This window comes from Flavobacterium sp. UM26 (genome assembly GCF_057922445.1).
Window position 1 is genome coordinate 169497 of the sequence record NZ_JBVHCY010000007.1, and the last position, 26714, is coordinate 196210.

Sequence of the window (26714 nt, forward strand, 5' to 3'; positions counted from 1 at the left end):
CTATGAACAAAGAAAACAAACCCGAAGATTTTAAACGTGAACTCGGACTTTTAGATGGTACGATGCTCGTAGTAGGTTCGATGATTGGCTCAGGAATTTTTATTGTAAGTGCCGATATTGCGCGACAAGTAGGTTCTGCTGCTTGGCTTACTTTGATTTGGTTAATCTCTGGACTCATTACTATGATTGCTGCGGTGAGTTATGGCGAATTGAGCGCTATGATGCCCAATGCTGGCGGACAATATGTGTATCTAAAAGAAGCCTACAACAAATTGATTGCGTTTCTGTATGGATGGAGTTTTTTTGCAGTGATTCAAACTGGAACTATTGCTGCGGTGGGTGTAGGTTTTTCTAAGTTTGCCGCCTATTTGATTCCATCCTTGAGTGATGAAAATATTTTGCTCGATTTGGGTGCTTTTCAACTCAACGCGGCTCAAATTGTTTCTATCATTACCATTGTTTTCTTAACCTATCTCAACAGTCGCGGCGTAAAAGACAGCAAAACGTTGCAAACGGTGCTTACGATTATCAAAATTTTGTCACTTTTTGGATTGATTGTTTTTGGATTTATCCTTGCGGCAAAAGCCGAAGTTTGGGACGTGAACTGGACGGACGTATGGGAAACCAAATCCTATAATTTAGATACAAAACAATGGACACCAATTGCAGGAACGGCATTATTAGCTGGGATTTCGGCAGCTATGGTAGGGTCGTTGTTTTCGAGTGATGCTTGGAACGGAGTTACTTTTATTGCAGCCGAATTGAAAAATCCAAAGCGCAATGTGGGCTTGAGTTTGTTTCTAGGAACTTTCATTGTAACGATTATTTATGTGTTGACCAATTTGATGTATTTGGCAGTTATTCCAATAGAAGAAATTGCCACAGCCAAATCCGATAGGGTAGCGGTGGTGGCTTCTCAATATACGTTTGGTGATTACGGTACGGTGATTATCGCGGTGATGATTATGATTTCGACTTTTGCTTGCAATAACGGATTGATTATGGCGGGCTCACGAGTGTATTACACAATGGCCAAAGACGGTTTGTTCTTCAAGCAAGCCGCACAACTGAATGAGAAAAGTGTACCAGGATGGGCGCTTTGGGCACAGTGTTTTTGGGCTTCGGCTTTGTGTTTGACAGGTAAATACGGTGATTTATTGGATTTTGTAATCATCATTGTATTGATTTTTTACATTTTGACCATCTACGGTATTTTTATTTTACGTAAAAAAATGCCCGACGCTGAGCGTCCTTACAAAGCGTTTGGCTATCCTTTTTTACCAGGTTTGTATATCGTAATTGCCACGGCAATTTGTATCTCGTTATTGTTTACCAAATTTTCTACTTGTGGTTGGGGCGTACTGATTATGCTTACGGGTATTCCAGTGTATTATGTTACGCAGCGTAAGGTGTTGAAAGAGTAGTTTTTTAACCAGAATTGACAAGCTTAAAAGATAATGTTTTAAAAGCAGCGGATTGTAATTAGTTGCATAGGAGAATTGTTTTTAATAGTTCTGTTGAATTATACACCTGACAGGTTTTTAAACCTTTCAGGTGTTAAGATATGAGGCATAAAGGTTTATTTTGGAGGATGAATACTAAATTTGAAATAATAAGAATACTTTGGTAATCGTTGTAATTTGTTTTAAAATTCTGTAGGTTACACAAGTTTATATTTAGTAAATGAGTTAGTTGTAATTTAAAATTTATGAGTAAAAATGGGGACACCGATTCTAAGAAAAGGAAAAACAAAATCATTACTTGAAAGTTCAATTGATTGTGCTCTTTTGGCTGTAGAAATATATAATAAACCAAGAGCTCCTTTTAGAGTTGAAACGTTTATAACACATATGATTATGGCTTGGACAAGATTATTTCAAGCCTACTTTAATCATACTATTGGGGAAACTTATTTTTACAAAGAAAAAAACGGACGATACAAAATAATAGATGGTGATAAAAAATCTTGGGAGCTAAAAACTTCAATTAAAGAATATGGGAATTTATCAGAAGGTGTAAAAACTAATCTTGAATTCTTTATCAAATTAAGGAACAAAATTGAACATAGAACTATAAATAAAGACGAAATAGGATTAATGATTTTTGGCGAATGTCAATCCTTGTTGTATAATTTTGAAAATGAATTAATTAAACTTTTTGGAAATGATTATGCTTTAAATGAAAGTCTTGCTTATTCATTACAGTTTTCTAGGTTAAGAACTACAAAACAAAAAGAAGCAAGTAAACAACTTCTATCTTCAGAATATAAAGATATTTTAGATTTTATTAAAAAATATAGAGACAATTTAAAAGATGAGGTTTTTGCTACTCAAGAGTTTAGTATCAAATTAATACAAATACCAAAAATTGCAAACACTAATAAAAATGATTTAGCAGTTGAATTTGTTAATTGGAACTTACTGTCTGAGGATGATAAAGAAAAATATGATAAAATTTCAACGATAGTTAAAGATAAAGTCATTAAAGTAGAAGCTTCAAATGTTGGAAAGTTGAAACCTGGTGCAGTAATAAAACAAGTTAACAAACATTTGCAGTTTAAAATAAATCACGCTGATCATAAATATATTCAATCAATTTTTAAAATAAGACCATACAAAGATTTTTGTCAAGATTTTGATCCATTTGACACTAATACTATATATTGTCATTATGATGAAGTACATAATGACTATCTATATCAAGAGTCTTGGGTTCAATTTTTAATACACGTTTTATCTAATAATATGATAAATAAAGAGATATGGAAACAAAACTTTGATAATAAGACTTTACTTAATATTGAAGATTTTGAATTATAAAGTTTCAGGATATTATACTATTTCCATATTCTCAATTATGTTAATAAATTATTTGTTTTCTTTAAAATATTTTTTATTCTCAATACCTCCAAGAAAGCCATTTCTCAGCTTTTAGCCCTGATCGCAGCGGCATCCTTTGCTTTTTGGGTTAAAAAGCAAAGATAGAGCGGAGAGCAGGACGATGACCACAAAAAAGCCTATTCTTTCCGCTCCCAAATAAGCATAAAAAAATCCGTCTGGTTTTGCAACGAGACGGATTTTGTATTTTAACTGTAAGGAATTAGCAAACCGCTTCTTCGGCTATAACGCTTTCTACTTCGTGCAACGGTAAATCCCAAGCTTCGGCAACGCCACGGTATACTACTTTTCCGTTGGCTACGTTCAATCCTAATTTTAGTTCTTTGTTTTCTTCGCAGGCTTTTCTCCATCCTTTGTTGGCCAATTGAATTGCGTAAGGCAAAGTCGCATTGGTCAACGCCAAAGTTGAAGTGTAAGGCACTGCACCTGGCATATTAGCCACACAATAGTGAACAATATCATCGATGATGAAAGTCGGGTCTTCGTGAGTGGTCGGTTTACAAGTTTCGATACAACCTCCTTGGTCAACGGCTACGTCTACAACTACGGTTCCAGGACTCATTAATTTTAGCATATCGCGAGTGATTAAGTGAGGCGCTTTGGCTCCTGGAATCAATACACCACCAATTACTAAATCGGCAGTTTTGATTGCTTCGCAAATGTTGTAATGATTTGACATTTGAGTTACTACGTTAGCTGGCATTACATCAGATAAATATCTCAAACGTGGTAAGCTTACATCCATAATGGTTACTTTAGCGCCGAAACCAGCGGCCATTCTAGCAGCTTGAGTTCCTACGATTCCACCACCTAAAACTACTACGTTTGCTGGAGGAACACCTGGTACACCACCTAAAAGGATTCCTTTTCCTTTCATTGGTTTTTCTAAATATTTAGCTCCTTCTTGGATAGACATACGTCCCGCTACTTCAGACATTGGTACCAACAAAGGCAAGCTACGATCTGCTTTTTCTACCGTTTCGTAAGCCAAACAAACTGCACCACGCTCTAACATTGCGTGTGTTAAAGGCTCAGAAGAAGCAAAGTGGAAATAGGTGAATAATAATTGGTCTTTTTTAATCAAAGGATATTCAGAAGCGATAGGCTCTTTTACTTTAATAATCATTTCTGCAATGTCATACACTGCTTCTATAGTTGGAAGAATGGATGCTCCTGCATCTACATAAGATTGATCAGCAAAACCGCTGTTGATTCCAGCATTGGTTTGTACATATACGGTATGCCCTTGTTTTTTGAATTCGGCTACACCAGCTGGTGTAAGAGCTACTCGGTTTTCGTTATTTTTGATTTCTTTTGGAACACCAATAATCATATGAGAGAGTTTTAAGTTACTACTTGTTTGAAAGCATAAAAGTAATTTAAAAAGAAAAAGTTTTTATATAGTACCATTAAATAGGAAAAAATTAATTTATTTATGTAAATTAGCCTTAAATATTTCTTTACGAAATCGTTTTTTTGAATTGAAAAAGAAAAATTATCTAAAGATTACCGCCCTAAAAAAAATTCTTCATTATGAATATAGATGAAACCGACAAAAAAATCTTACGCCTTTTGCAAGCTAACGCGCATTTGACGTTAAAAGACATTGCGAATCAAATAAATTTATCTTTGACACCTGTTCATGACCGAGTGAAACGTCTTGAAAAAGAGGGAGTTATTGATAAATATGTTACGGTGCTCAATAAGAAAAAGTTGGGTAAGAATTTGACGGTTTTTTGTCAAGTTACTCTTGTAAAACAGACATTTGACATCTCGGAAGCTTTTAATGAAGCGATTCTGAATTTGCCTGAGGTAGTGGAATGTGATTTTGTTTCGGGGAGTTTTGATTATTTGCTAAAAGTGGTATTGCCTGATATGGAAAGTTACCACCATTTTCATCAAAAGAAGTTATCGGTGTTGCCAGAGGTTAGTTTGATCAATAGTTTCTTTATTATTTCTGAAGTGAAAAGCACAACGGTGTTACCGATTTAAAAAAAAGTTTGTTGTTTATTGTTTATTGTTTGTTGTTTATTGTTTAAGTCTTTGAGAATTTTGCGTAATCTTTGCGAGCCTTGCGGTTAAATGTGCTGCATGTGGTAAAAGTGTTACTTTCTCAAAATATGATTTTAAAAAAAAACCATCAAAAGTTGCCTCTTGATGGTTTGCTGAATTATAATTAACGTTGGTTTTATCTACTAATAGTAAGTATAACGTCTTACTTTTGAAATGTATTTGGCCAAACGAATAACTTGATGGCTGTAGCCGTATTCGTTGTCGTACCAAATGTACAATACTATGTTTTTTCCGTCTTTAGAAACAATAGTAGCATTGCTATCATAGATAGAAGGCGCTGTAGTTCCTACAATATCTGAAGAAACCAATTCGTTGTTCAACGAGTATTTGATTTGCTCTACCAATTCGCCTTCTAAAGCGTATTTTTTCATAATGTTGTTAATGCCTTCGACAGTAGTTGCTTTGTTAACTTCAAGATTCAAAACCACTAAGGAGCCATTTGGAACAGGAACACGAATCGCATTTGAAGTTAATTTTCCTTCTAATGATGGTAAGGCTTTGGCAACCGCACTACCAGCACCTGTTTCTGTAATTACCATATTTAAGGCAGCAGCTCTACCACGACGGTATTTTTTATGCATATTGTCAACCAAATTCTGATCGTTGGTGTAAGCGTGGATAGTTTCTAAATGTCCTTTTACAACACCCAAAGTATCTTCAATTGCTTTTAGAATTGGTGTAATAGCGTTTGTTGTACAAGAAGCCGCTGAGAAAATAGACACTTCGTCTGGATTGTATTCGTTTTGGTTTACCCCGTGCACAATATTTGGTACTCCTTTTCCTGGCGCTGTAAGCAATACTTTATCGGTTCCTTTTGAAGTCAAGTGACGACTCAAAGCTTCTTGAGTAGTGAATGCTCCCGTGTTGTCGATTACTAAGGCATTGTCAATATTGTAAGCAGTGTAATCAATTTCTTCTGGTGTGTTGGCAGTAATCATATGAACGGTAGTCCCGTTGATGATCAAAGCATTGTTGGCTGGATCGGCAATAACAGAACCGTTAAAATCGCCATGAATGGAATCGTAACGCAATAAAGAAGCTCTTTTTTCTAAGCTAGTAGCATCGTTTTTATCTCTAGTTACAATAGCTCTCAGACGCATTTGATTACCTTTTCCAGTTTTCGACATCAACTCACGAGCCAGTAAGCGACCAATTCTACCAAACCCATACAAGACTACATCTTTAGGTTGAATTTCATCAGTGAATTTAGCTTCTTTTAATTTGTCAATTACAAAATGTCTTGCATCTGGATATTTTTCGTCCAAAAGACCGTATTCGTATGTCAATTTTCCGATGTCTAATTTGGAAGGTGGTAAGTCTAAAGAAAGAATTACCCTAGCGATTTCTACAGAGTCAGAAATTGAAATAGGTTTTCCAACAAATTCACCTGCATACTCATGCAAGTTTAAAATTTCGCTCACATTTCTGTCAATCAAATGGTTTCTGAATAAAACCAATTCGATGGATTTGTCATACCATAAGTCGCTAATAATTTTGATTAATTCTACTCCAGACCGTCTTCTGTCGGCTTGTAACGTAACTTCTTTTTCGTATAATTGTGTTGTACTCATATGGGTTTTTTGTAAAAAAATAAAGTTGTGTTTTTTAAATTTTTTGCAAAAGTACCCTATTTCAATCGATTTCGTAAACTGTTTTGCAATTTTTTTTCATAAAAAAAAGCCATCATGCTTTGGAGCGTGATGGCTATTGGATTTCTGTTATGTAGTGTTAAATAATTATTCTGAAAATTTCTCCATTTCGGTTAATCATTTCAATTCGGATGCTTTGTTGCTCTTCCTTGTTTTTCATGATTTTTGAAACCGTTTCTACATTCGTAGCTTTTACATTGTCGATAGTCAAAATGATATTACCTTGTAATTCATCGGCATATTGTAAGTAGCGTTCATTAGTTATGGCTTTGATTTTTACACCATAATCAATTTTGAATTTCTTTTTGTCGGCAGCATCAATATTTTCTACCTCGATTCCTTTGAATTCAGAACTAAAATATTCGTTTTTGCTCAACGTTACTGTAGTTGATTTGTTTTTGCCTTCACGAATATAGTTTACTAACACTTTGTCATTTGGGCGTTTGGTATTAATGTATCCTGACAAGTCTGCAAAAGTGGCTATGTTTTGGTTGTCAATTTTTACGATGATGTCTCCTTTTTGCAAACCAGCTTTTTCAGCTCCAGAATTTTTACTCACTTTATTGATATAAAATCCTTGCGTTTCAGTTACACCCAAATCTTTTGAAGTTTTACTGTTTAATTCGCCACCTTCTACACCAAGAATGCCTCGTTGTACGTTTCCAAATTCCATTAAATCTTCAATGATTTTTCTAGCATTATTAGAAGGTACAGCAAACGAATAACCTGTATAACTTCCCGTTGGTGAAGAAATCATCGTATTGATTCCGATTAATTCTCCTCTAGCATTTACCAACGCTCCACCAGAGTTTCCTGGGTTTACAGCGGCATCTGTTTGAATAAACGATTGAATACCTCTGGCATCTAAATTTCTAGCTTTTGCTGAAACGATTCCTGCGGTTACCGTTGAGTTTAAGTTGTAAGGATTACCCACTGCCAAAACCCATTCACCAACTTTTACATTATCTGAATTAGCAAAAACCGTGTAAGGCAATTTTTCATCGGCAGTGATTTTCAACAGAGCGATATCCATTTTTGAATCGGTTCCAATTAATTTGGCAGGATACGTTTTTTTGTTATTGAGTGTGATTTCAATTTCTGAAGCGTCTTTAATTACATGGTTATTTGTTACGATATAGCCATCCTCAGAGATGATTACACCCGATCCTGTTCCTACTTGTTCTTGTAGTTGTCCGCCTCCGTACCCATAAAAGAATTCCATAATTGGATTGCTTACGGTTCTACGAGATACATTTTTTACGTGAACTACTGAGTGAACGGCTTTATCAGCGGCTTCAGTAAAATCTACTGCTTCTGCTGAGAGACCTACATTTCTTCCGTAATTTTCTGATGCGACTGTTACAATGCCTTTTTTGTCATTAGAAAAATACCCATTGCCCTCAAATAAAAGCTTGTAAGCTCCCAAAGTGGTAGCACCACTAAGTAACGATACCAAAAATAAGGATGAAAATTTTTTCATAATACAATTTAGTTTTATTAGTTATTTAGTCACAAATTTAAGAGATATTAGATTTTCCAAAAAGTAGTTTAACGCACTTTAACAGTGTTTAACTTTTCATTATTAATCGTACTTTTGTGCCTTAAAATTAAGAAAAATGCTAGTAGATTTTTATAAATACCAAGGAACAGGAAATGATTTTGTAATGATAGATAATCGTTCACTTTTTTTTCCAAAAGAAGATGTAGCACTTATTGAACGTTTATGCGATAGACGATTTGGTATCGGAGCAGACGGTTTGATTTTACTCGAAAATGATAAGGATACAGATTTCCGAATGGTTTACTATAATTCTGATGGGAATGAAAGTTCGATGTGTGGTAATGGAGGACGTTGTTTGGTGGCTTTTGCCAAACAATTGAATGTAATTGAGAATGCCACAACTTTTATTGCTACAGATGGACTGCACCATGCTACGGTAGCTCCAGATGGTTTGGTTTCTTTGCAAATGATAGATGTTAATGAATTAAAAATCACTCCAGAATATTCTTTTTTGAATACTGGTTCACCACATCATGTGCAAATTGTAGAGAATCTTAAAAACTATAATGTAAAAGAGAATGGCGCAGCTATTCGTTATAGTGATTTGTATGGCAAGGCGGGTAGCAACATCAATTTTGTTTCTCAAATAAACGAAGATACGTTTGCAGTTCGTACCTACGAGCGTGGTGTAGAAGACGAAACATTGGCTTGTGGTACGGGGGTTACAGCAGTTGCAATTGCGATGAACGCTACGGGAGTTACCTCTTCAAATGCCATTCATTTGAATGTAGAAGGAGGGAAGCTAGAAGTTTCCTTTGATCAAAAAGGAAGTCAGTATACCAATGTATTCTTAAAAGGACCTGCTAAATTCGTCTTTAAAGGTCAAATCGAAATTTAATTATTCTACTATCTTGATGAATACATTAAAAGGAAACACGATTTATTTGCGAGCTCTAGAGCCTAATGACTTGGAGTTTGTGTATACTATGGAAAACGACCAAAGTATCTGGGAAGTGAGTAATACTCAAACACCCTACAGTCGCTTTTTGGTTAAGCAGTATTTAGAAAATGCCCATCAAGATATTTACGAATCCAAACAATTACGGTTGGCGATATGTAAGAATCAAGATTTTCCAGCTGTTGGACTCATTGATTTGTTTGAATTTGATCCTAAAAATAATAGAGCAGGAATTGGAATTGTAATTCAGGCGGAAGAGAATAGAAATCAGCAAATAGGTTCTGAAGCTTTAGAACTTTTGATTCGGTATTCTTTTTATGACTTGAATTTACATCAGCTTTATGCAAATATCAGCGTTGAAAACACGGCTAGTATTGCTCTTTTTACTAAATTTGGCTTCGAAAAAATTGGAACAAAAAAAGATTGGATTTTAGTACATGGTACGTATAAAGACGAGGCTATCTTTCAGTTAATTAATCATAAATTTTAAAATTTTATATTTTGAACGTAAAAAAAATCATTTCAATTGGAGCTGTAGTCATTGCTGCTGTATTATTAATTTACGGTTTCGTTTTGATTCGTCAAATCTTTAGTGCCAATACTAAATTTAGTGAGGAAAAAGTATATGTTTATGTTCCTACGGGTTCTGATTATGAAGCTGTCAAAAAACTCATTTCACCCTATGTTGAAGATATGCAACGATTTGAATTGGTAGCTGGAAAAACGAGTTATCCAGAAAATGTGAAATCAGGTCGATTTTTGCTAAAGAAAGGTATGAGTAGTTACGATTTGGTAAAAACCATGCGAATCAATGATCCTGTTAGATTAGCTTTCAATAATCAAGAACGCTTAGAAAACTTAGCAGGTCGTGTGGGGTCTCAAATTGAACCTGATAGTTTGCAGTTGTTGACAGCTTTCAAAGATTCTACCTTTCTTAAAGAAAACGGTTTTACAGAGGATAATGTTTTCGTAATGTTTATTGCCAATACTTATGAAGTATATTGGAACATTACAGCCGAAAAGTTCCGTGATAAAATGATCAAAGAATACCGCACTTTTTGGAATGAAAAAAGAACGCAACAAGCGGCTCAACAAGGTTTAACTCCTGTTACTGCTACGATTTTAGCTTCTATTGTTCATAAAGAATCGGTAAAAAAAGACGAAAGACCTCGTATCGCAGGAGTCTATTTGAACCGAATGAAACAAGGTATGCCGTTGCAAGCAGATCCAACTGTAATTTTCGCTTTAAAAAAGAAAAGCAATGATTTTAACCAAGTAATAAAGCGTGTGTTATACAACGATTTGTTTTTGAATTCGCCTTACAACACCTATAAGAATATTGGTTTGCCTCCAGGCCCAATTGCTATGCCTGATATCACTGCACTCGAAGCGGTTTTGGCACCTGAAAAACACAATTACCTTTATTTTTGCGCTAGTGTAGATCGTTTTGGTTACCATGAGTTTGCTGCTACTTTGCCAGAACATAATATTAATGCCAAAAAGTATTCAGATTGGATCAACAATCAAGGTGTAAAACGATAATTATCGCCTTTCGAAATATCATGTTTCGATTGCTACTTTTTTTTTGGAGCACTTTTGGGCTTTTTGCACAAGAGGCTCCAAACTCTTTTTTTGCCCCATCCGATTCTTTAAATATTCAAAGACGAAACGCTGTTATCATTACGGAAACGGTGTTGGGAGGTGCTACTTTGGTTGGATTGAATCAACTCTGGTACGCGGATTATCCCAAATCAAATTTTCATTTTATTAATGACAATGCCGAGTGGTTGCAGATGGACAAAATAGGACATTTGTATTCTGCTTATCATTTGGGACGTTTTGGTGCCGAAGCTTTGCAATGGAGCGGCGTTCGAAAACAAGACCAATTGATTTATGGCGCTACTTTAGGTTTTGCCTTTTTGTCTATTGTCGAAGTGATGGACGGTTATTCTAAAGAATGGGGAGCGTCATCTGGTGATATTTTGGCCAATGCCCTTGGAACAGGGCTTTACGTTTCGCAAGAGTTGCTTTGGAAAGAACAACGAATTACTCCCAAATTTTCTTTTCATACGACTTCATTTGCTGCACAAAATCCCAATAAATTAGGCAGCACTTTTTCGGAACAACTACTGAAAGATTATAATGGGCAAACCTATTGGTTATCGGTCAATATGCATTCTTTTTTCAAAGGTTCTAAAATTCCAAAATGGCTCAATTTAGCATTTGGATATGGTGCCGATGGGATGCTCTCTGGAATTGACCCAACAGATCAACGATACAGACAGTTTTATGTCAGTTTTGATGTTGATTTAACGAAAATTACTACTAAAAATTCTTTCTTAAAGACCCTTTTTTCGGTTTTTAACACCATAAAAGTACCGGCCCCAACTTTGTCATACAGCACTCACACTGGTTTTAGAGCACATTCGTTCTTCTTTTAACAATTTTTAACTTACTGTTTTTCAGTCTCTTTTTTTTAAGTGGTATCTTTGCATGTAGAAATTTCACAAGGTGACAGTGCGTGAAGAAAAACATTTTATGATAAAGAAATGGTATTTTTTCTTGAGTTTAATAGGTATTGTTACCTTTTTAAGCTTAGGTTTTAAAAACGAAAAAAAGAGCCTCAGTCCGGTGGTTCAACCTGTAGAAAAGGAAACTACAATTTCAGCTTTTCCTTCCAACGAAACGTCTATTTCAGACATTCCCTTTACCAAGAATTTATTTGTAGGCTTCAAAGAAGCCATAGCTCACAAAGAATCTAGAGGTAAATATCAAAAAGTAAATTCTTTTGGTTACTTAGGGAAATATCAATTTGGTGTGCAAACACTTCGAGCGATTGGTGTACAAAATCATCATCATTTTTTAAACAATCCAGCATTACAAGAAAAAGCCTTTATTGCGCTTTTGTCCAAAAACAAATCCTTGTTGCAATCGGTTATCGAGAAACACGAAGGAACCGTAATTGATGGAATTTTGATTACCGAGTCTGGTATTTTGGCTGCCGCACATTTGGCAGGAGCCGGAACAGTAAAGAAATTTTTCAGACACAACGGCAAAAGGTATTTCCGAGATGCTTATGGAACTTCATTACGAAGTTATTTAAAAGCTTTTGGAGGTTACGACACCTCAGTTATTGTGGCTAACAGTAACGCAACGGTACATTCGATTTAAGTTTAAAAGAAAAAACAAGAGAACCAGCTTTAGAGCTGGTTTTTTTTATGATTCACACAGTAAAATCAGATTTCATAACTAAAAACTGGGACTTTAGAGCATCTTAGATTATGATGCATTTTGCATTTGTTATATTTGATATAGCATTAATGATTTACTCATGAACACCAATCACTTACTTGTTGCTTTCAGAAATAGAGCTTTAGGAGTCAAAGAAACCACCTCAAACTGGACAAATGAAATAGAATATTTGTACAAAAGAGGAGTAGGAATTGATGAAGCCTTGCATTATTTGTACTTTGAAAAACCATCTATTGAAGAATTTGAGCATTGGGTCAATGAAAAAGAAGCTAAACTTGTTCCATCAGTTGCAGAAGTAGGTAACGTTTTAAATGATGAGGAACTTGCCTTTTTTGAAATCAATGGGTATGTTATTTTGCCAAATGCGATTTCAAAAGCGGATTGTGCTGCGACTCAACAGGTGATTTGGGAGTTTTTGGGAATGCATCCAGAACAACCCGAAACTTGGTACCAAAGCCATCCCGAACAGCGCGGATTGATGGTTAATTTTTTTGACCATCCGTTGTTAGAAAAAAACAGAGCTTCAGCTAGAATCAAGAAAGCTTTCGAACAGCTGTATCAGTCTGAAGCTATTTATAAGACCATAGATAAAATAAGTTTTAATCCACCGGTTACACCAAATTATGTTTTCAAAGGAGATGGTTTGCATTGGGATGTGAGTTTGCAATTGCCCATTCCGTTCCGATTGCAAGGTTTGATTTATTTATCTGATTGTGGACCAAAAGATGGCGCTTTTCATTGTGTCCCTGGTTTTCATCATCAGATTGCTTCTTGGATGGATCAGATTCCCGAAGGTGTTCACCCGAGAGCGCACGCTTTAGCAACGCTACAACCTCAGGCGATTTCTGCTACTGCAGGCGATATGGTGATTTGGCATCAAGCTCTGCCACATTGCGCAACTCCAAATTATGGCACTTCACCAAGAATGGTGCAATACCTAAGTTATATTAGTGAAGGTTATGTAGAAGCTAAAGAGTGGGTTTAGAATTGTTTATAGCTGACAGGTTTTTAAAACCTGTCAGGTTTAATTGGTAACTAAATTTAAATCCCTAATGAATTTTCAATTGCAAAATATTCGCCTTTTTCTTGGTGAACATTCTTAAAATTATCTACATCATTAAAAATTTCAATTACTTCTTTTCTTTTAATTTTTGTAGGCTTTTCTGATAGGCAACTTAGATATGAACTCCATGAATATTCAATTGGATGTTTACAGATTCTATGATGTACAGGATTATTATGGATGTAAGCAATTACATTTTGTAAATAGGAATCAAATTTAATTTGTTTTCTTCTAAATGGTCTTTCAAATAAAGCACCGTGTCGATTATATCTCTTGTTATAAGCTTTGGTGTAAGCATTAAATAAATTTGAAAAGGATTGAGAAGGTAAAATATTTTTCTCTGTATTTTTTTCAGAAAGTTCTTTTATTCGAACTAAAAAATGAAAGTGATTTTTCATTAAGCACCAAGCAAAGATCTCTGCAATTGGTTCTATGTGAGTTTCGAATAGTCTAAGGAAATGTTCGTAGTTTTCTTTTTCTTTAAACAGTGTTGTGCTATTTATTCCACGATTATAAATATGGTAGAATTTTCCATGTTCTAAGGCTTGAATCATAATTATTTGGCTTGTATGTACTTACAAATGTATAAAAAGATTTGTTTAGCCAAAATAAACCTGACAGGTTTTTAAAACCTGTCAGGTTTGAATTATTCCTCCATCAATATCTGCAAAATACTAATAGCAGCCTCGCTAATTTTGGTACCAGGACCAAAAATGGCAACGGCTCCAGCATCAAACAGGAATTGGTAGTCTTGCACAGGGATGACGCCACCTACTACTACCATTATATCTTCGCGACCGTATTTTTTGAGCTCTTCAATAACTTGTGGAACTAGGGTTTTGTGACCTGCTGCCAAGGACGAGACTCCAAGCACATGTACATCGTTTTCTACAGCTTGTTTGGCCGCTTCTTCTGGTGTTTGAAACAATGGGCCAATGTCTACGTCAAAACCTACATCGGCATAGCCGGTGGCTACTACTTTGGCTCCACGGTCGTGTCCATCTTGCCCCATTTTGGCAATCATGATTCGGGGTCTTCTTCCGTCTTGTTTTGCAAAAGCATCGGCTAGTTGCTTGGCTTTTTCAAAACTTTTGTCGTCTTTAATTTCTTTGCTATACACGCCACTAAAGGATTTAATTTGTGCTTTGTAACGTCCAAAAACCGTTTCTAAGGCATCGCTTATTTCGCCAAGTGTTGCTCGGTTTCTTGCGGCTTCTACGGCTATTTCTAACAAATTGCCTTCATTGGTTTTGGCACAATGAATCAATTTTTCGAGACTACTTTTTACTTTTTCGGAGTTTCTACTGGCTTTGATTTTTTCCAATTGCGCTAACTGTTGTTTGCGAACCATTTGGTTGTCTACATCCAAAATCTGCAAAGGATCTTCTTTCTCCAATCGGTATTGATTGACTCCTACAATAATATCTTGTCCACTGTCGATTCGCGCTTGTTTTCTAGCGGCAGCTTCTTCAATTCTCAACTTTGGAATACCGGCTTCAATGGCTTTGGTCATTCCGCCCAAGGCCTCGACTTCTTGAATCAATTGCCAAGCTTTTTCGGCAATTTCATTCGTAAGACTTTCTACATAATAGCTGCCTCCCCAAGGGTCTACGGTCTTGGTAATCTGGGTTTCTTCTTGTAAATAGATTTGGGTATTTCTTGCAATTCTTGCGGAGAAATCAGTTGGTAACGCAATGGCTTCGTCTAGTGCGTTAGTATGTAATGATTGAGTTCCTCCAAAAGCAGCTGCAGCCGCTTCTACTACGGTTCGTGCTACGTTGTTAAAAGGGTCTTGTTCGGTTAAACTCCAGCCAGAAGTTTGACAATGCGTTCTCAAAGCCAATGATTTTTCATCTGCAGGGTTGAATTCTTTGAGTAGTTTAGCCCAGAGCATTCTTCCCGCACGCATTTTAGCAATTTCCATAAAATGATTCATTCCAATGGCCCAGAAAAAAGATAATCTTGGCGCAAATTCATCAATTTTCATTCCAGTTGCTAAACCCGTTCGAATGTACTCTAACCCATCGGCTAGGGTGTAAGCTAACTCAATATCTGCGGTAGCTCCCGCCTCTTGCATATGATAGCCAGAGATAGAAATGGAGTTAAACTTTGGCATTTTTTTGCTGGTAAATTCAAAAATATCAGCAATAATTTTCATAGAAGGAGTAGGAGGATAGATGTAGGTATTTCGCACCATGAACTCCTTTAAAATATCATTTTGTATCGTTCCTGAAAGTTGTTCCGGAGCTACGCCTTGTTCTTCTGCTGCCACAATATAAAAAGCCATGATAGGCAAAACAGCACCATTCATAGTCATGGATACCGACATTTCTTGTAGTGGAATTTGGTCAAATAACACCTTCATGTCTTCCACGGTGTCAATGGCTACACCCGCTTTTCCAACGTCTCCAACTACACGTTCGTGATCGGAATCATAGCCTCTATGCGTTGGAAGATCAAAAGCAATAGATAATCCTTTTTGTCCCGCGGCTAAATTGCGTCGGTAGAAAGCATTACTCTCTTCGGCAGTCGAAAAGCCCGCATATTGACGAATGGTCCACGGTCTGCGCACATACATTGTAGCATAAGGACCGCGTAAGTTAGGTGCAAAACCAGCTCCAAAGTCCAAATGCTCTAAGGTTTCAATATCTTTTTCAGAATAGGTAGGCGGGATTGTAATACCTTCCGCTGTTAGGAAAGGCTCTTGATTAGCAATACTAGTCCTTTTTGCGGAATGGTTTAAGGTAATATGTTGAAGGTCTTTTCTTTTCATGGCTGAATAGTAATGGTGAAACGTTTTGAATGGAATAAGCTTACTCTGTGGCGAGTCGTTCTTGTTCGATTTTTTCGGCCAAACGTTTTTCAATTATTGGGGTAATCAGTGTTTTTCGAGGATTGATTTTTACAAAAGGGAACAATTCCAAATCGTGTTTCATCCGATCGGTTGGGTTGGGGTGTTTGTTGGTTCCCAATAATATTTTTTTACCAGTATCAAATAAAGCTTGTTCCTTGTCGGCGCTTTCTTGGATTTTTCTTTTGACCGTTCCTTCTTTCAGTTGCTTTAAGAAACCACCGTTCATTTCAATGTCTTTAAACAATTGAAGCGCTTTTTCTGCCAATTGTTGTGTAATACTTTCTATGTAATAACTCCCGTCCGCTGGATTGTTGACTTTGTCGAAATACGACTCGTTTTTCAAAATCAACAATTGATTTCTAGCAATACGATCTCCAAATTCGTTGTCTTTGTGGTACAAGGCGTCATAAGGCAAATTAGCCACTGCATTGGCTCCTCCCAAAATGGCACTCATGCATTCTGTTGTGGTTCTTAGCATATTGACATTGTAGTCGTAAATCGTTTTGTTTCTTTTAGTTGGAGTGGCTAGAATATGACAATCGATATCCAATTCATAGGCATTGGATACAATTTCAAAAAGTTGACGTAAAGCTCTTAATTTTCCAATTTCAAAAAAGTAGTTGCTTCCTACAGCCACTTGAAACACTACGCTTTTTTTACAGTTTGGAATATGGTTGAAATACTCATTGGCATGTGCTAAACCATAGGCTATTTCCTGAACCATATTGGCTCCTGCATTTTGATACAAGGCCATATTGACACTCAATAATGAGCAATTTTGGGTACTGTTAAAAAGCGATTTAAGGGTTTCGAAATTGTCTTTTTCTTGTGTAGAGAACCAATTACCATCTTGGGCTAATTGTCCGATAGGATCCAATAAGCAAAAAATAGTGGCCTCTTTTTCTTTGGCAATTTGGTCGATTTTTTTAACGAAATCGATTGAAAGAAATTGGAAATGAAAATAAAGAGTTGTTGTTGCTAAAGGAAGTGCTGTAAGTAATTTTTCTATAGCGATGTTTTCATTTGGAATCGTAAATCGGAGGCTTGTTGCGCCACGTTGAATGGTATCTAATGCTCTTTCTATAGATTTATCTAGGTCGTGTACAAAAATGTTTTGACAAATGGTAAATGCTGTTGCTTGGGTGTTGCTACCTACATTGCCTTTTAAATCTTCTTTGTCGTAAAATGGTTTTACTTTTATTTCCTCTGGGGAATTCCAAATCACCGTTTCGTTATAGTCGGCACCCTTAAGTTCAAATTGGATTTTTTGTTTCCATTGCTTTGCCGAAACGGGATTGAAATCTTCAAATAGATTGTTCGCCATTGTAATTGTATTAGTTGGGGTCGTTTTTTGTGATGCTATCGCCTTCAAATTCTATGATATAGATATCTTCACTATCTTTTTTCATATAGTATTTTTCGCGAGCATATTTTTCTACTTGTTCAGAATTGTGTAATTGTTGGATGTGTTGTTTATCCTTTTTTATTTCCTCTTGGTAGTATTTTTTATTTTCTTTTAATTGCTGAATGTCTTCGTCTAAAATTCGGTGATCAAAATAGGAATAATTATCTAGAAAAGTCATCCAAACTATAAAAGATAAGGAAACCCAGATGTATTTGTTACTGAGTAATTTGAACCATTTTTTATCTTTATAGGGATTGTTCATTGCTAGCGTTTGTGATAAGAAGTTGTTGGTTTATAATATGCGTTGGTTAATAACCGCTCGAACTACATCAATGGCTACGGTATTGAACTTGTCATTAGGGATAATGATGTCGGCATAGGCTTTGGTTGGTTCGATAAATTGTTCGTGCATGGGTTTGAGCGTGTGTTGATAACGAGTCAAAACTTCTTCCATATCACGACCTCTTTCAGAAATATCTCTGCGCAATCTACGAATTAGTCGTTCGTCGGAATCTGCGTGTACATATACTTTGATGTCGAATAAATCACGTAATTCTGGATTGGTAAATATTAGAATGCCTTCAACAATCATTACTTTTCTTGGATGAGTAATGACTACATCGTCGGTTCGGTTGTGTTTGATGAATGAGTAAACAGGCTGATTGATGATGTTGCCTTGTTTTAGTTCTTTTAAATGAGCAACTAAAAGTTCAAAGTCGATGGCTCTAGGATGATCAAAGTTTATGTTGGAGCGCTCCTCATAACTCATGTTTTTGTTTTCTTTGTAATAAGAATCTTGAGAGATGATACCTACTTCAGCATCAGGTAGTTCGTTCATGATTTGATGTACTACTGTTGTTTTTCCACTTCCGGTTCCTCCCGCAATTCCTATGATTAGCATACTAACTTTACTTTTAAATTTTGTTACAAAAATAAGAATTAAAAGAGATACCTATTTGTTTTTGCGGACTATTTTTGAAAGTCTTGTTGCTGAAAAGATTAGCCGTTAGGTGATGTAAATAGCGAAGGTTTTTTAAATGATGGCAAGGTTTCGATTTTTGCCTTTTAGCCCCGGGAGGAGTGGCATCCTTTGCTGACATGGTTTGGCAGCAAAGATAGAACGGATCACGGGACGATGTTTCCTGACAAGCGTATTTTTTCTGCTCCTATTTTTTGGGAATAAAAAAAACTGTAAGCTTTAGTTACAGGTTACTGGAATTATTTGAGGGCTTTTTCACCTTGTTGATAGCCTTCATTAAAACTTTTTTTTGTGCCTTCCCAGTCATAAATGATTTCAAGTGTCATCCATGTGAGCATACCTAAAATAAATACGAACACGTCGCGTTTGGTGATTTTCATTAGTTATTGTATTAGTTAATGTAGCTAATATAATAAAAAACCTATAAAATTACATTTTGTGTACAATAAAAATAGTAGGGCGTTTGTGTAAGTCTACTTTTTCTTTTTTCCAAGCCGCTATTTTTTTGGTTTTGATGTATTCGGTGGGTAAGGTGATATCGGTGGCTACGCAAAGATGGGTTTCGGGATGAAGGATTTGAGTCAAATCTTCGAGTAGTTTGTTGTTGCGATATGGGGTTTCGATAAAAATTTGCGATTGGTTTTTGTCGAAAGATAATTTTTCTAAAAACTTTAATGCCGATTTTTTCTCTTCTTTTTCAATAGGTAAATAGCCGTTGAAGGTGAAGCTTTGTCCGTTCATTCCAGAAGCCATAAGGGCTAGTAGGATAGAGGACGGGCCAACCAACGGAACGACTTGTATGCCTTTGTCGTGCGCAATTTTTACAATGACTGCTCCCGGATCGGCTACGCCAGGGCAACCGGCTTCGCTCATTAATCCCATGTTTTTTCCCTCAAGCAAGGGTTGGATCATAGCCAAATGCTCTTTGTTTTCGGTATGCTTGTTTAGAGTAAAAAGCACCAACTCGGATTGCTTTTTTTCTGGCTGCACTATTTTGATTGATTTTCTGGCCGTTTTTTCGTTTTCTACGATGTAATGGTCAATAAAATCGATGCTTCTTTTGATGGTTTGCGGCAAAACATCCATAGGGTCGCAATCGCCCATAGTAGTTGGAATTAAATACAGTTTACCGAAAGAAGAAGTTGTAGTCATAGCCTTTGTGCTAATGGTGATAAAAGGAAATTTGATAAAGTGTTACCCGTGTTTGGCGATTAATTTAGCAGCAATCACATCGCAAACTTCGTCTAGCATTTGATATACATTTTCAAAACCATTGGCTAAGCCGTAGTAAGGATCGGGTACATCGACATTTTCTCCTGGAAATAATTCGTTCAAAATCATTTGAACTTTGTTTTTCTGGGTGTCGTTTTTTGCCATTTCAATCACAGTATCATAATTGGAGGCATCCATTACGTAGATATAATCGAAGGTATCGAAATCTGTTGTGTTAAATTGTCTCCCTTTTTGGTGAGCAATCGAAAGGTTATGGTGCTCTGCTACGGCAATGGAGCGTTTGTCTGGCGAATGACCTATGTGCCAAGAGCCTGTTCCGGCAGAATCAACAAAGAATTGATCCTCTGGTAGTTTTGAGGCTAATATTCCTTCTGCCAAGGGAGAACGGCAAATATTGCCTAAACATACCATTAAAATCTTTACAGGCATAATCCGCGTTTATAGCGTTAATTTTGAGTTGATATCGTCAACAAATTTTTTGAATTGTTTGTCTGTGGCTACTAAGTTGTCTACTGTTTTGCAAGCGTGTAAAACTGTAGCGTGGTCGCGGTCGCCTATTTGTGAACCAATGTTCGCTAATGAGGCTTTAGTGAATTTTTTGGCAAAAAACATTGCTAATTGGCGCGCTTGAACCACATGTCTTTTTCTGGTTTTAGATTGTAGCGTTTCTATATCCAGTTGGAAATAATCCGAAACGATTTTTTGTATGTAATCGATGGAGATTTCTCTTTTGACGTTTTTGACAAATTTCTCAACCACACTTTTAGCTAACTCAATGGTTACTTCTTTTTTGTTGAAAGAAGATTGTGCGATTAACGAAATGATAGCGCCCTCTAATTCACGAACGTTAGACTTGATATTACGAGCAACATACTCAATGATTTCATCTGGAATGTCAACACCGTCACGATACAAAATGTTTTTAAGAATCGAAATTCTAGTTTCGTAATCAGGTTGGTGTAACTCTGCAGATAATCCCCACTTGAAACGAGACAACAAACGTTGCTCAATATCTTGCATGTCTACAGGAGCTTTGTCCGAAGTCAAGATTACTTGCTTACCGTTTTGGTGCAAATAATTGAAAATGTGGAAAAACACATCTTGAGTTCCTGATTTTCCAGATAAAAACTGAACGTCATCTATAATTAACACATCGATTAATTGATAGAAGTGAATGAAATCGTTACGGTTGTTTTTCTTAACCGAGTCGATGTATTGTTGGGTGAAAATTTCGGCAGAAATATATAAAACCGTTTTTTCAGGATATTTGTCTTTAATCTCTACACCAATAGCGTGTGCTAAATGTGTTTTTCCTAATCCAACCCCACCAAAAATTAATAACGGATTGAAAGAAGTTCCTCCTGGTTTGTTGGCAACAGCCATACCCGCAGAACGAGCCAATCTATTAGAATCTCCTTCTAAGAAATTGTCAAAGCTGTAGTTAGGATTTAATTGAGATTCGATTTTCAAATTACGAATACCAGGAATTACAAAAGGATTTTTTAATTCTGGATTTAAGTTTTTTATAGGAGCGTCTACTTCCTGTGGTTTCATAACCACACGATTGGCACTTGGCAACTGTTCTGTAAACGGTTGTTTGTTGCCATAGGTGTTCTCCATTTTGATTTTGTAAAGCAATTTAGCATTCTTACCTAGTTCTTTGGTAAGGGCAACTTTTAACAATTTCACGTAGTGTTCTTCTAGCCATTCGTAAAAAAATTTACTAGGTACCTGAATGTATAAAGCATTGTCGGTTAGCTCAACTGATTTAATAGGCTCAAACCAAGTTTTGTATGCTTGCTCTTGGATATTGTCCTTTATAAAAGATAAACAGTTTTCCCATACCGATTGTGCAGTTTTATTCATAGATTTGGCGAAATTATTTTAACTTTAGTTGATGTTTTAAGCAAAAAAACGTGTCTGTTTTTTGCGTCTTTCAGGTTAACAAAAGTGTGAATAATTTTTTGTATAAAAAAATAAATTGAGCAATAATTTTAGAAAAAAATGTCGTAAGGGACATTTCAAAAATTAAATTTTTTAAAGCATAACTAATGAAAGATCACCAAGTAGAAGTACGTGTTCGTTATTCAGAAACCGACCAAATGGGAGTCGTTTATCACGGCAATTATATTCCTTATTTTGAGATAGGACGCGTGGAATGGCTTAGAAATAAAGGGGTTTCGTATAAAGTGATGGAAGAAAACGGAATTGCACTCCCCATTGTTTCCATGAATATTAACTATAAAAAATCGGCGCGCTATGATGATTTACTGACAGTACACACGCGTTTCAAAAGTCAGACGTCTGTGAAGATAGAATTTGACTGTGCCATTTATAACGAAGCACAAGAGTTATTAACAACTGCCGAATTTGTGCTTGTTTTTGTGTCCTTAAAAACGGGTCGTCCAGTCGCTCCTCCAGATTATATTTTGGAATTATTAAAAACTATCGATTAACAACAAAAATCATCGACGAAAAGCATTATTTTATCTTTTTTTTGCGATTTGTATTTCAAACATAGAATGAAAAATGTCGAACACCATTTCGGCATTTTTTTTTCGAATACTACACTCAATTTTGCCAATTGGTAAATTCGTTTCCGCATCAATTTCCATTTCTTGATTTACAATTTGAAGTTGCTTTTCTTTAATAACGCGCATGACTTTGTTCATGTTCTTATAATCGAAAGTGATTTCGAATAAGACATCAATAGTTTTCTCTACAATTTCGCTGGATTCTATCGCTAATTGAGCTGTGGTTTTGTAGGCTGCAATTAATCCGCCCACTCCCAATTTGGTTCCGCCAAAGATGCGAACCACTACAATCAAAATATTCGTTAGACCAAACGATTGAATTTGCCCATATATTGGCGTGCCCGCCGTATTACTCGGTTCTCCATCGTCATTAGCCCTAAAAGCTACCGATTCAGTCCCAATTTGATACGCATAGCAATAATGCACCGCATGCGGATGTTCTTTTTTGAGTATTTCAATAATGGGTTTTACTTCCTCCTCGCTGCTAATCGGAAAAGTGTAGCCAAAAAACTTACTGTTCTTCTCCTTAAACAGTATGGGTTCGTTGGGTGCAGCAATGGTTTGGTAGGTGTCTTTCATTAGGTGTACTTCTCCAAAAGGGATATTTTTTGATGCAAAAGTAGTTTTTTTTGGAGCCCCACCCAAGGCATTTTTAGTTGGCAAGGGTTCCCGCTATCCGCTATATCTTTTTTATTTTACCCTGTCAGGGTTCAAAACCCTGACAGGGTAAAATAAAAAAAAGGATGCCGCTGCACACGAGCGAAGCGAACTGGCGAAGCAATCGGGGCTAAAGGAGGAGCAGTTGGCTTTTTTGGATACATTTTAAAGTTTTATCCCAAGTTGTTCTTTTCGAATAAATCGACTACATCTTCTTTGCCGACTTGCAGATTCCAAACTTGAAGTCCGAGCGCTTGAGCTGCATCAGTGTTTTCTTTTTTATCGTCTACAAACAAGGTTCTTTTGGGTGACAAATCATTTTGTTGCAAAACGTGCAAATAAATTTCGGCATCGGGTTTTCGCATGCCTACTTCAAAAGAAAAATACACTTTTTCAAAACATTGGTAAAAAGCGCCATAAAATGAACTTCCTGTTTTTTGCTCAAAAGTGTCAATATGAATTGCATCGGTATTGCTCAACAAAAACAAGCGGTATTTTTGCGATAATAATTGTAAAAATTCTAAGCGATACAAGGGAAAATCAAGTAAAACCGAATTCCAAGCTGCAAGAATTTCTTCTTGACTCGCATTGGGGATTTGTTTTTGAAAACCGTTTAAAAAAGCTTCTCTTGTACAATCGCCTTTTTCAAAAGCTATGTTTAGAGCGTCCAATTCTTCATTCCAAGCCTTGAGACCCAATGCTTGTAACTGGTCTTGTGTGGCTTGCTTGTCTAGATTGATAAATACATCTCCAAAATCAAAAATGATGGCATTAATCATAATTGCTAAGTATTAAAAGTTCGTCAGTTGCAATAGTTGACTTATTTGGATTCTTTTTTTGGAGTATCGGTGCTTTTGTTCCTGAATGAAAAGAAATTGCTCCAATAAAAATCCGTGCTTCATCCCACATATTCGAGTCAATAAAATGCTGAATGGTAGTGGTGCCACCTTCAATTATAACAGATTGAAGACGGTGCTCATATAACCTTTGCAGGAGTTGTGGTACAATGTTTTGATTGAAATCTAGGATTTCAAAAGTACAATTCTCCTTGTTTTCATTATCTTTTTTTGATGTAAAAATCAGTGTCGGAACACTTTGGTCCAAAACAAAACTTTCCTCAGGTAGGCGTCCTTCTCGGTCAATTAGTATTCGAGTTGGATGTTGTCCGTGCCAATCTCTAGTGTCTAATTTTGGATTGTCGGCAAGTACCGTTTGTGTTCCCACCAAAATTGCCTGTTCTTCGCTACGCCATTTGTGTACCAACTGTCGAGAGTAGGGATTGGTAATCCAAATCGGAGCGCGTTCGTGATTCGGTTTTGGGGATGGAGCGATAAAACCATCTTGGCTTTCGGCCCATTTTAAGATAATGTAGGGGCGTTTTTGGTTATGAAACGTAAAAAAGCGTTTGTTGAGTTCTTGGCATTCTTTTTCGAGTACACCAACTGTCACTTCAATGCTCGCATTTTTCAAACGTTCTATGCCTTTACCTGCCACTTGATGGTTAGGGTCTACCGTTCCAATAACTACTCTTGGAATTTCACTTCGAACAATCAAGTCTGCACAAGGTGGTGTTTTCCCAAAATGACTGCAAGGTTCAAGACTTACATAAATAGTAGCGTCTTTTAATTGCGATTTGTCTTTTACTGAATTGATGGCGTGCACTTCTGCGTGAGGTTCTCCGGCTTTTTTGTGCCAACCTTCGCCAATTATTTTTCCGTTGGCTACAATTACGCTTCCTACCATCGGGTTAGGGTACGTAGTGCCTAAGCCATTTTTGGCTAGTTCGATGCAACGTTTTATATAAGTTTCATTTGTGCTCACTATGCAAAAGTACTATTTTTTGGGCGTTAGATTTCGCTAATTTGTCAATTAACAATGCTATTTTTGTCAGACTAACCAAAGAAGATAAAGTACAATGACATCTTGGACTATTAGAAAAATTGAAAAGAAGGACAATCCTGCCGTGGCAAAGTTAATTAGAGCTGTTTTTGATGAATTGGAAATTCCAAAAGTAGGCACCGCTTACGAAGACCCCTATTTGGATTTGATGTTTGAGGAATACAGCAAGCCACGTTCTGTTTATTTTGTGGTTGAGCAAGAGGGTGAAGTAGTAGGTTGTGCAGGAATTGCGCCTTTGGCCAATGAAAAAGAAACCATTTGCGAATTGCAAAAAATGTACTTTTTGCCTGCCACTCGAGGAAAAGGAATTGGTAGCGAAATGATGGCTATTTGTTTGCAAGCTGCCAAAGAATTTGGGTTTGAGCAATGTTACCTCGAAACGATGCCGTTTATGCATTCCGCTCAAAAGTTGTATAAGAAAACAGGTTTTGAGTATTTGTGCAGTGCTATGGGAAATACAGGTCATAGCAGTTGTCCGGTTTGGATGCTGAAAGATTTGTAAGCACTACTTTTAAATCAATATTTAACCGCTAATTATGACAATAAGAGCCTACAGAACTCATTTTATTCAGGAACTTTCTTCTATTTATGAGGAAGGCGAGGCCGAAAGTTTTTTCTATTTGATTTTGGAAGCCAAGCGCCAACTTAAAAGAATCGATTTGGCGTTGCAACCCGATTTGACTTTTTCTGAGGCCGAACTCGTGGTTTGGAATAGCATTTTAGAAGATTTAAAAAAAGAAATCCCGATACAGTACCTATTAGGAAAAACCAATTTTTATGGATTGGATTTTGAAGTTAATGAAAACGTGTTGATTCCAAGACCCGAAACCGAAGAGTTGGTCGAATGGGTGCTGCAAGATTGTTCCAAAAGAGAAATGACAAATAACTTCTCTATTCTTGATATTGGAACGGGAAGTGGCTGCATTCCGATTAGTTTGAAAAAGCAGTTGGCAGAGGCCAAAGTTTCGGCTATTGATGTTTCGGAAAAGGCTTTGGAAGTAGCAAAAGGTAATGCGAAGTTAAATGGAGTAGAAGTGCACTTTATACTTCAAAACATTTTGGAAACAACCGATTTATTGGAAAGCTATGATGTCATTGTTTCGAATCCGCCCTATGTTCGCAATTTAGAAAAGCAAGAAATCAAGAATAATGTATTGGAATATGAGCCGCATTTGGCATTGTTTGTAGCCGATGATGATGCTTTGATTTTTTACAGAAAAATTGGAACGTTAGCATTGAAAAGTTTGCGTCCCAACGGAAAGTTGTTTTTTGAAATCAATCAGTATTTGGGCAAAGAAACGGTTGATTTGTTAAAAGATTTAGGTTTTCAAAACGTTGAATTACGAAAAGACATTTACGGGAATGACAGGATGATTTTGGCTTCTTTGTAGCTGAGGACTTGCTGTAAAATATTTAATTCATTTTTTGTCAGTTCGAGCGCAGTCGAGAACAGTTCGTGAATCTCGACTGCGCTCGATTTGACAGGAAGGGTTTGACAATTTAAATTGGTTTTTTATTCAAGAAAAAAAGATTTGATTGTTGAGTTTTAATGTAAAATAGATTTTTTGTCAGTTCGAGCGCAGTCGAGAACAGCTTGTGAATCTCGACTGCGCTCGATTTGACAGTACTTCTAGAGTATTTTAATCTAGTTTTTTTACAAAAAGAAATACGGATTTGATTGTTGATTGATGATTTTTGATGTCAAATTTGAAATCTTTACTCGTTGTTCCGCGTGAGGGATAGCAGCTAACTACCGAAGT

Annotated in this window: 27 protein-coding genes; 12 read left to right on the forward strand and 15 right to left on the reverse strand. The window is 36.4% G+C overall.

The window, feature by feature from the left end:
* Positions 1 to 2 precede the first annotated feature (2 nt).
* Positions 3 to 1424, forward strand: a complete 1422-nt coding sequence (locus ACZ1AQ_RS10135) for an APC family permease (protein WP_489632789.1) — start codon at positions 3 to 5, stop codon at positions 1422 to 1424.
* A gap of 294 nt (positions 1425 to 1718) precedes the next feature.
* Positions 1719 to 2819, forward strand: coding sequence for a DUF3644 domain-containing protein (locus tag ACZ1AQ_RS10140; protein ID WP_489632790.1), 1101 nt, complete (start codon positions 1719 to 1721; stop codon positions 2817 to 2819).
* Between the two features lie 280 nt (positions 2820 to 3099).
* On the opposite strand, the gene ald is transcribed toward ACZ1AQ_RS10140, so the two are convergent.
* On the reverse strand, positions 3100 to 4230 hold the full coding sequence (gene ald / locus ACZ1AQ_RS10145; RefSeq protein WP_489632791.1) for an alanine dehydrogenase: 1131 nt from the start codon (positions 4228 to 4230) through the stop codon (positions 3100 to 3102).
* Between the two features lie 200 nt (positions 4231 to 4430).
* Between ald and ACZ1AQ_RS10150 the strand changes: the two genes are divergently transcribed.
* Positions 4431 to 4889 (forward strand): Lrp/AsnC family transcriptional regulator, encoded by a 459-nt coding sequence (locus ACZ1AQ_RS10150; protein ID WP_159682727.1) that lies wholly within the window; start codon positions 4431 to 4433, stop codon positions 4887 to 4889.
* Between the two features lie 203 nt (positions 4890 to 5092).
* Here ACZ1AQ_RS10150 and ACZ1AQ_RS10155 read toward each other — a convergent pair whose 3' ends face one another.
* Positions 5093 to 6541 (reverse strand): glyceraldehyde-3-phosphate dehydrogenase, encoded by a 1449-nt coding sequence (locus ACZ1AQ_RS10155; RefSeq protein ID WP_489632792.1) that lies wholly within the window; start codon positions 6539 to 6541, stop codon positions 5093 to 5095.
* A gap of 157 nt (positions 6542 to 6698) precedes the next feature.
* Complete coding sequence (locus ACZ1AQ_RS10160; protein ID WP_489632793.1) at positions 6699 to 8099, reverse strand: trypsin-like peptidase domain-containing protein; 1401 nt, start codon at positions 8097 to 8099, stop codon at positions 6699 to 6701.
* Positions 8100 to 8235: 136 nt separating this feature from the next.
* Here ACZ1AQ_RS10160 and dapF point away from each other — a divergent pair, with 136 nt between their 5' ends.
* The 6 genes from dapF to ACZ1AQ_RS10190 all read left to right on the forward strand — a co-directional run bounded on the left by dapF (position 8236) and on the right by ACZ1AQ_RS10190 (position 13315).
* Entirely contained in the window at positions 8236 to 9018 is a 783-nt protein-coding gene (dapF, locus tag ACZ1AQ_RS10165; protein WP_489632794.1) for a diaminopimelate epimerase, read from the forward strand.
* A 16-nt stretch (positions 9019 to 9034) separates the two neighbouring features.
* The gene (locus ACZ1AQ_RS10170) at positions 9035 to 9568 is read left to right on the forward strand and encodes a GNAT family N-acetyltransferase (protein WP_489632795.1); all 534 of its coding nucleotides are present in this window, start codon (positions 9035 to 9037) and stop codon (positions 9566 to 9568) included.
* Between the two features lie 11 nt (positions 9569 to 9579).
* Positions 9580 to 10620, forward strand: coding sequence for an endolytic transglycosylase MltG (gene mltG, locus ACZ1AQ_RS10175; RefSeq protein ID WP_489632796.1), 1041 nt, complete (start codon positions 9580 to 9582; stop codon positions 10618 to 10620).
* Between the two features lie 20 nt (positions 10621 to 10640).
* Positions 10641 to 11519, forward strand: a complete 879-nt coding sequence (locus ACZ1AQ_RS10180; protein WP_489632797.1) for a DUF2279 domain-containing protein — start codon at positions 10641 to 10643, stop codon at positions 11517 to 11519.
* A 97-nt stretch (positions 11520 to 11616) separates the two neighbouring features.
* On the forward strand, positions 11617 to 12249 hold the full coding sequence (locus ACZ1AQ_RS10185) for a peptidoglycan-binding protein LysM (protein ID WP_489632798.1): 633 nt from the start codon (positions 11617 to 11619) through the stop codon (positions 12247 to 12249).
* A gap of 160 nt (positions 12250 to 12409) precedes the next feature.
* The gene (locus ACZ1AQ_RS10190; protein ID WP_489632799.1) at positions 12410 to 13315 is read left to right on the forward strand and encodes a phytanoyl-CoA dioxygenase family protein; all 906 of its coding nucleotides are present in this window, start codon (positions 12410 to 12412) and stop codon (positions 13313 to 13315) included.
* A gap of 56 nt (positions 13316 to 13371) precedes the next feature.
* Here the strand turns inward: ACZ1AQ_RS10190 and ACZ1AQ_RS10195 are convergent, their stop codons facing one another.
* The 9 genes from ACZ1AQ_RS10195 to dnaA form a co-directional block, all read right to left on the reverse strand.
* Positions 13372 to 13947 carry a transposase gene (locus tag ACZ1AQ_RS10195; protein WP_489632800.1) on the reverse strand — a complete coding sequence of 192 codons (576 nt, stop codon included), beginning with the start codon at positions 13945 to 13947 and terminating at the stop codon, positions 13372 to 13374.
* 92 nt (positions 13948 to 14039) lie between these two features.
* The gene (gene scpA, locus ACZ1AQ_RS10200; protein ID WP_489632801.1) at positions 14040 to 16166 is read right to left on the reverse strand and encodes a methylmalonyl-CoA mutase; all 2127 of its coding nucleotides are present in this window, start codon (positions 16164 to 16166) and stop codon (positions 14040 to 14042) included.
* A gap of 40 nt (positions 16167 to 16206) precedes the next feature.
* On the reverse strand, positions 16207 to 17571 hold the full coding sequence (locus ACZ1AQ_RS10205; RefSeq protein WP_489632802.1) for a methylmalonyl-CoA mutase subunit beta: 1365 nt from the start codon (positions 17569 to 17571) through the stop codon (positions 16207 to 16209).
* A gap of 10 nt (positions 17572 to 17581) precedes the next feature.
* The gene (locus ACZ1AQ_RS10210) at positions 17582 to 17914 is read right to left on the reverse strand and encodes an FtsB family cell division protein (RefSeq protein ID WP_489632803.1); all 333 of its coding nucleotides are present in this window, start codon (positions 17912 to 17914) and stop codon (positions 17582 to 17584) included.
* Positions 17915 to 17944: 30 nt separating this feature from the next.
* The gene (gene udk / locus ACZ1AQ_RS10215; protein ID WP_489632804.1) at positions 17945 to 18553 is read right to left on the reverse strand and encodes a uridine kinase; all 609 of its coding nucleotides are present in this window, start codon (positions 18551 to 18553) and stop codon (positions 17945 to 17947) included.
* A 317-nt stretch (positions 18554 to 18870) separates the two neighbouring features.
* On the reverse strand, positions 18871 to 19011 hold the full coding sequence (locus ACZ1AQ_RS10220; RefSeq protein ID WP_489632805.1) for a hypothetical protein: 141 nt from the start codon (positions 19009 to 19011) through the stop codon (positions 18871 to 18873).
* A gap of 49 nt (positions 19012 to 19060) precedes the next feature.
* Positions 19061 to 19783 (reverse strand): SAM-dependent methyltransferase, encoded by a 723-nt coding sequence (locus ACZ1AQ_RS10225; RefSeq protein WP_489632806.1) that lies wholly within the window; start codon positions 19781 to 19783, stop codon positions 19061 to 19063.
* A gap of 42 nt (positions 19784 to 19825) precedes the next feature.
* On the reverse strand, positions 19826 to 20293 hold the full coding sequence (locus ACZ1AQ_RS10230; RefSeq protein WP_489632807.1) for a low molecular weight protein-tyrosine-phosphatase: 468 nt from the start codon (positions 20291 to 20293) through the stop codon (positions 19826 to 19828).
* Between the two features lie 9 nt (positions 20294 to 20302).
* The gene (gene dnaA, locus ACZ1AQ_RS10235) at positions 20303 to 21730 is read right to left on the reverse strand and encodes a chromosomal replication initiator protein DnaA (protein ID WP_489632808.1); all 1428 of its coding nucleotides are present in this window, start codon (positions 21728 to 21730) and stop codon (positions 20303 to 20305) included.
* 185 nt (positions 21731 to 21915) lie between these two features.
* Between dnaA and ACZ1AQ_RS10240 the strand changes: the two genes are divergently transcribed.
* A complete protein-coding gene (locus tag ACZ1AQ_RS10240) occupies positions 21916 to 22320 on the forward strand; it encodes an acyl-CoA thioesterase (RefSeq protein ID WP_064714546.1) in 405 nt (134 codons plus the stop codon).
* Between the two features lie 30 nt (positions 22321 to 22350).
* Here the strand turns inward: ACZ1AQ_RS10240 and ACZ1AQ_RS10245 are convergent, their stop codons facing one another.
* The 3 genes from ACZ1AQ_RS10245 to ribD all read right to left on the reverse strand — a co-directional run bounded on the left by ACZ1AQ_RS10245 (position 22351) and on the right by ribD (position 24876).
* Complete coding sequence (locus ACZ1AQ_RS10245) at positions 22351 to 22977, reverse strand: IMPACT family protein (protein WP_489632832.1); 627 nt, start codon at positions 22975 to 22977, stop codon at positions 22351 to 22353.
* A 251-nt stretch (positions 22978 to 23228) separates the two neighbouring features.
* Positions 23229 to 23834: an HAD family hydrolase gene (locus tag ACZ1AQ_RS10250; RefSeq protein ID WP_489632809.1), complete on the reverse strand. Its 606-nt coding sequence runs from the start codon at positions 23832 to 23834 to the stop codon at positions 23229 to 23231.
* The gene (ribD, locus tag ACZ1AQ_RS10255; protein WP_489632810.1) at positions 23827 to 24876 is read right to left on the reverse strand and encodes a bifunctional diaminohydroxyphosphoribosylaminopyrimidine deaminase/5-amino-6-(5-phosphoribosylamino)uracil reductase RibD; all 1050 of its coding nucleotides are present in this window, start codon (positions 24874 to 24876) and stop codon (positions 23827 to 23829) included. Before ribD ends, ACZ1AQ_RS10250 begins: the two co-directional genes overlap by 8 nt.
* 94 nt (positions 24877 to 24970) lie before the next feature.
* On the opposite strand from ribD, the gene ACZ1AQ_RS10260 reads away from it, so the two are divergent.
* Both ACZ1AQ_RS10260 and prmC read left to right on the forward strand, forming a co-directional pair.
* Positions 24971 to 25456, forward strand: a complete 486-nt coding sequence (locus ACZ1AQ_RS10260) for a GNAT family N-acetyltransferase (protein WP_489632811.1) — start codon at positions 24971 to 24973, stop codon at positions 25454 to 25456.
* Between the two features lie 34 nt (positions 25457 to 25490).
* Positions 25491 to 26345, forward strand: a complete 855-nt coding sequence (gene prmC / locus ACZ1AQ_RS10265) for a peptide chain release factor N(5)-glutamine methyltransferase (RefSeq protein WP_489632812.1) — start codon at positions 25491 to 25493, stop codon at positions 26343 to 26345.
* Positions 26346 to 26714 lie beyond the last annotated feature (369 nt).

Coding starts and splice junctions, on each gene's coding strand:
- ACZ1AQ_RS10140 (WP_489632790.1), top strand. CDS start 1,719: ATGGGGACACCGATTCTAAGAAAAGGAAAAACAAAATCATTACTTGAA.
- ACZ1AQ_RS10210 (WP_489632803.1), bottom strand. CDS start 17,914: ATGAACAATCCCTATAAAGATAAAAAATGGTTCAAATTACTCAGTAAC.
- ald (WP_489632791.1), bottom strand. CDS start 4,230: ATGATTATTGGTGTTCCAAAAGAAATCAAAAATAACGAAAACCGAGTA.
- ACZ1AQ_RS10250 (WP_489632809.1), bottom strand. CDS start 23,834: ATGATTAATGCCATCATTTTTGATTTTGGAGATGTATTTATCAATCTA.
- ACZ1AQ_RS10150 (WP_159682727.1), top strand. CDS start 4,431: ATGAATATAGATGAAACCGACAAAAAAATCTTACGCCTTTTGCAAGCT.
- scpA (WP_489632801.1), bottom strand. CDS start 16,166: ATGAAAAGAAAAGACCTTCAACATATTACCTTAAACCATTCCGCAAAA.
- ACZ1AQ_RS10245 (WP_489632832.1), bottom strand. CDS start 22,977: ATGAAAGACACCTACCAAACCATTGCTGCACCCAACGAACCCATACTG.
- ACZ1AQ_RS10135 (WP_489632789.1), top strand. CDS start 3: ATGAACAAAGAAAACAAACCCGAAGATTTTAAACGTGAACTCGGACTT.
- ACZ1AQ_RS10195 (WP_489632800.1), bottom strand. CDS start 13,947: ATGATTCAAGCCTTAGAACATGGAAAATTCTACCATATTTATAATCGT.
- dnaA (WP_489632808.1), bottom strand. CDS start 21,730: ATGAATAAAACTGCACAATCGGTATGGGAAAACTGTTTATCTTTTATA.
- ACZ1AQ_RS10160 (WP_489632793.1), bottom strand. CDS start 8,099: ATGAAAAAATTTTCATCCTTATTTTTGGTATCGTTACTTAGTGGTGCT.
- ACZ1AQ_RS10205 (WP_489632802.1), bottom strand. CDS start 17,571: ATGGCGAACAATCTATTTGAAGATTTCAATCCCGTTTCGGCAAAGCAA.
- ACZ1AQ_RS10220 (WP_489632805.1), bottom strand. CDS start 19,011: ATGAAAATCACCAAACGCGACGTGTTCGTATTTATTTTAGGTATGCTC.
- ACZ1AQ_RS10190 (WP_489632799.1), top strand. CDS start 12,410: ATGAACACCAATCACTTACTTGTTGCTTTCAGAAATAGAGCTTTAGGA.
- ACZ1AQ_RS10240 (WP_064714546.1), top strand. CDS start 21,916: ATGAAAGATCACCAAGTAGAAGTACGTGTTCGTTATTCAGAAACCGAC.
- ACZ1AQ_RS10185 (WP_489632798.1), top strand. CDS start 11,617: ATGATAAAGAAATGGTATTTTTTCTTGAGTTTAATAGGTATTGTTACC.
- ACZ1AQ_RS10230 (WP_489632807.1), bottom strand. CDS start 20,293: ATGCCTGTAAAGATTTTAATGGTATGTTTAGGCAATATTTGCCGTTCT.
- prmC (WP_489632812.1), top strand. CDS start 25,491: ATGACAATAAGAGCCTACAGAACTCATTTTATTCAGGAACTTTCTTCT.
- dapF (WP_489632794.1), top strand. CDS start 8,236: ATGCTAGTAGATTTTTATAAATACCAAGGAACAGGAAATGATTTTGTA.
- ACZ1AQ_RS10170 (WP_489632795.1), top strand. CDS start 9,035: ATGAATACATTAAAAGGAAACACGATTTATTTGCGAGCTCTAGAGCCT.
- ACZ1AQ_RS10155 (WP_489632792.1), bottom strand. CDS start 6,541: ATGAGTACAACACAATTATACGAAAAAGAAGTTACGTTACAAGCCGAC.
- udk (WP_489632804.1), bottom strand. CDS start 18,553: ATGCTAATCATAGGAATTGCGGGAGGAACCGGAAGTGGAAAAACAACA.
- ACZ1AQ_RS10260 (WP_489632811.1), top strand. CDS start 24,971: ATGACATCTTGGACTATTAGAAAAATTGAAAAGAAGGACAATCCTGCC.
- ACZ1AQ_RS10225 (WP_489632806.1), bottom strand. CDS start 19,783: ATGACTACAACTTCTTCTTTCGGTAAACTGTATTTAATTCCAACTACT.
- ACZ1AQ_RS10180 (WP_489632797.1), top strand. CDS start 10,641: ATGTTTCGATTGCTACTTTTTTTTTGGAGCACTTTTGGGCTTTTTGCA.